The following is a 2,217-nucleotide window of genomic DNA, read 5'->3' on the forward strand; positions in this document are numbered from 1 at the left end:
CCTTCCTCTCCCCGCTACCTCACGATAGTCAGGCTTGGGAGTCGCTATTGGGTTCACCGGTAGCAGGTGCCCACAGAGGACTTACACCTCAGATGTACGACATGCCCGTCGTACTAGAAAAAAGCCCTGCTCCAACAAGCAAGGGCTTTAAAACGTTGATCAATCAACCATTATTTTTTCAAGTTGTAGAATGATTTCAAACCTTTGTATTCTGCAACTTCACCAAGTTGATCTTCGATGCGAAGCAATTGGTTGTATTTAGCGATACGGTCTGTACGTGACAATGAACCTGTCTTGATTTGTCCAGCGTTTGTTGCAACAGCGATATCTGAGATTGTTGAATCTTCAGTTTCACCTGAACGGTGTGATACAACCGCAGTGTAACCAGCTTCTTTAGCCATTTCAATCGCTTCAAATGTTTCTGTCAAAGTACCGATTTGGTTAACTTTGATAAGGATTGAGTTAGCAGCTCCTTCAGCGATACCTTTTTCAAGGTAAGAAGTGTTAGTTACGAAGAAGTCATCACCAACCAATTGAACTTTATCGCCAAGACGCTCAGTAAGAACTTTCCAACCATCCCAGTCGTTTTCGTCCATACCATCTTCGATTGTGATGATTGGGTATTTTTCAACCAATTCAGCAAGGTAATCTACTTGCTCAGCAGCTGTACGAACAGCAGCTCCTTCACCTTCGAATTTAGTGTAGTCGTAAACTTTGCGCTCTTTATCGTAGAACTCAGATGATGCACAGTCAAATCCGATGAAGACATCTTTACCTGGTACATAACCAGCTGCTTCGATAGCTGAAAGGATTGTTTCTACAGCATCTTCAGTTCCTTCAAATTTAGGAGCGAATCCACCTTCATCACCAACAGCTGTTTCAAGACCACGACCTTTAAGGATTTTCTTAAGTGCGTGGAAGATTTCAGCACCGTAACGAAGAGCTTCTTTGAATGTAGGTGCACCAACTGGCAAGATCATGAACTCTTGGAATGCGATTGGAGCATCTGAGTGAGATCCACCATTGATGATGTTCATCATTGGAGTTGGAAGCACTTTAGCGTTGAAACCACCAAGGTAGTTGTAAAGTGGTACATCAAGGAAATCAGCAGCAGCACGAGCTACAGCGATAGAAACACCAAGGATTGCGTTCGCACCCAATTTACCTTTGTTTGGAGTTCCATCAAGCGCGATCATAGCACGGTCGATAGCTTGTTGATCACGAACATCGTAACCAATCAATGCTTCTGCAATGATGTTGTTAACGTTGTCAACAGCTTTCTGTGTACCAAGACCTAGGTAACGAGATTTATCTCCATCACGAAGTTCTACTGCTTCGTGCTCACCAGTAGAAGCTCCTGAAGGAACCATACCGCGACCAAATGCGCCTGATTCTGTATAAACTTCTACTTCAAGTGTTGGGTTACCGCGTGAGTCAAGGACTTCGCGAGCGTAAACATCAGTAATAATTGACATTTCTTACTCTCCTTATGAGTTAATTTTTATTACCTTTCTATCATAACGCAAAAAAAGTGGTTTTTCAAGGGAAAATTGGATACCTGTGAAATAAATTGCAAGATTTTTCTTTCACCAACCCTATTAAAAAGTGCTATACTGGGAGCATGGCAAATCTAGAAAAAACACTGATGGAAAAAGCTGCTGGTGCAAACCGGCTAGATCCAGATCAACAACGAAAATACTTAGAAACTTTTCAGGAACGCGTTATCTGTGACATTCCGGTAGCTGAGGCCAAGGAGCCAGCTGTCAAACAGGCTCTCCCCAAAATCCTATCCTCCTTAAAAGTCGACTATAGCCCTATCTATCTCAAAATTTCACCTGTCCTCCCCAACGACCTACAATTGGCCTATCTCAAAATGGGGAAAGACCTTAACATTCCAACGACTATCGTATCAGATGAGTGCAGTAGTTCTCCCTTTGGACTCATTGTCCATACAGACCATGCCCTTGAACTAGAAAATACGAGCATTCAGGCCTACCTTCCTGAGCAAAAGGAGGAAGCCCCGGTCAACACTAAAAAAGGATTTTTCCACAGACTCTTCAAAAACTAAAAAGAGGCTAGCAAAAAATCTGCAAAAATCGAGTAGGGACTAATGCATAGTCCCTCTCACACCACCGTGCGTGCCGTTCGGCACACGGCGGTTCAGTTAACTTTTAACGCATGTCGTTTTAGGTAGTAATCGAGACAGCTGACCAGTCC

Annotated in this window: 3 protein-coding genes; 2 read left to right on the forward strand and 1 reads right to left on the reverse strand. The window is 43.3% G+C overall.

Features of this window, described 5'->3' with window-relative positions:
• A partial coding sequence (locus tag ACXM1Q_RS09120; protein WP_458517786.1) for a hypothetical protein occupies window positions 1-194 on the forward strand: 194 nt, incomplete at its 5' end.
• Here the strand turns inward: ACXM1Q_RS09120 and eno are convergent.
• Window positions 171-1,475, reverse strand: a complete 1,305-nt coding sequence (gene eno, locus ACXM1Q_RS09125; RefSeq protein WP_135038330.1) for a surface-displayed alpha-enolase — start codon at window positions 1,473-1,475, stop codon at window positions 171-173. The genes ACXM1Q_RS09120 and eno overlap by 24 nt on opposite strands.
• A 146-nt stretch (window positions 1,476-1,621) precedes the next feature.
• Here eno and ACXM1Q_RS09130 point away from each other — a divergent pair, with 146 nt between their 5' ends.
• Entirely contained in the window at window positions 1,622-2,068 is a 447-nt protein-coding gene (locus ACXM1Q_RS09130; protein ID WP_458517787.1) for a DUF1694 domain-containing protein, read from the forward strand.
• Window positions 2,069-2,217: the final 149 nt, after the last annotated feature.

Source organism: Streptococcus sp. 10F2 (assembly GCF_054331515.2).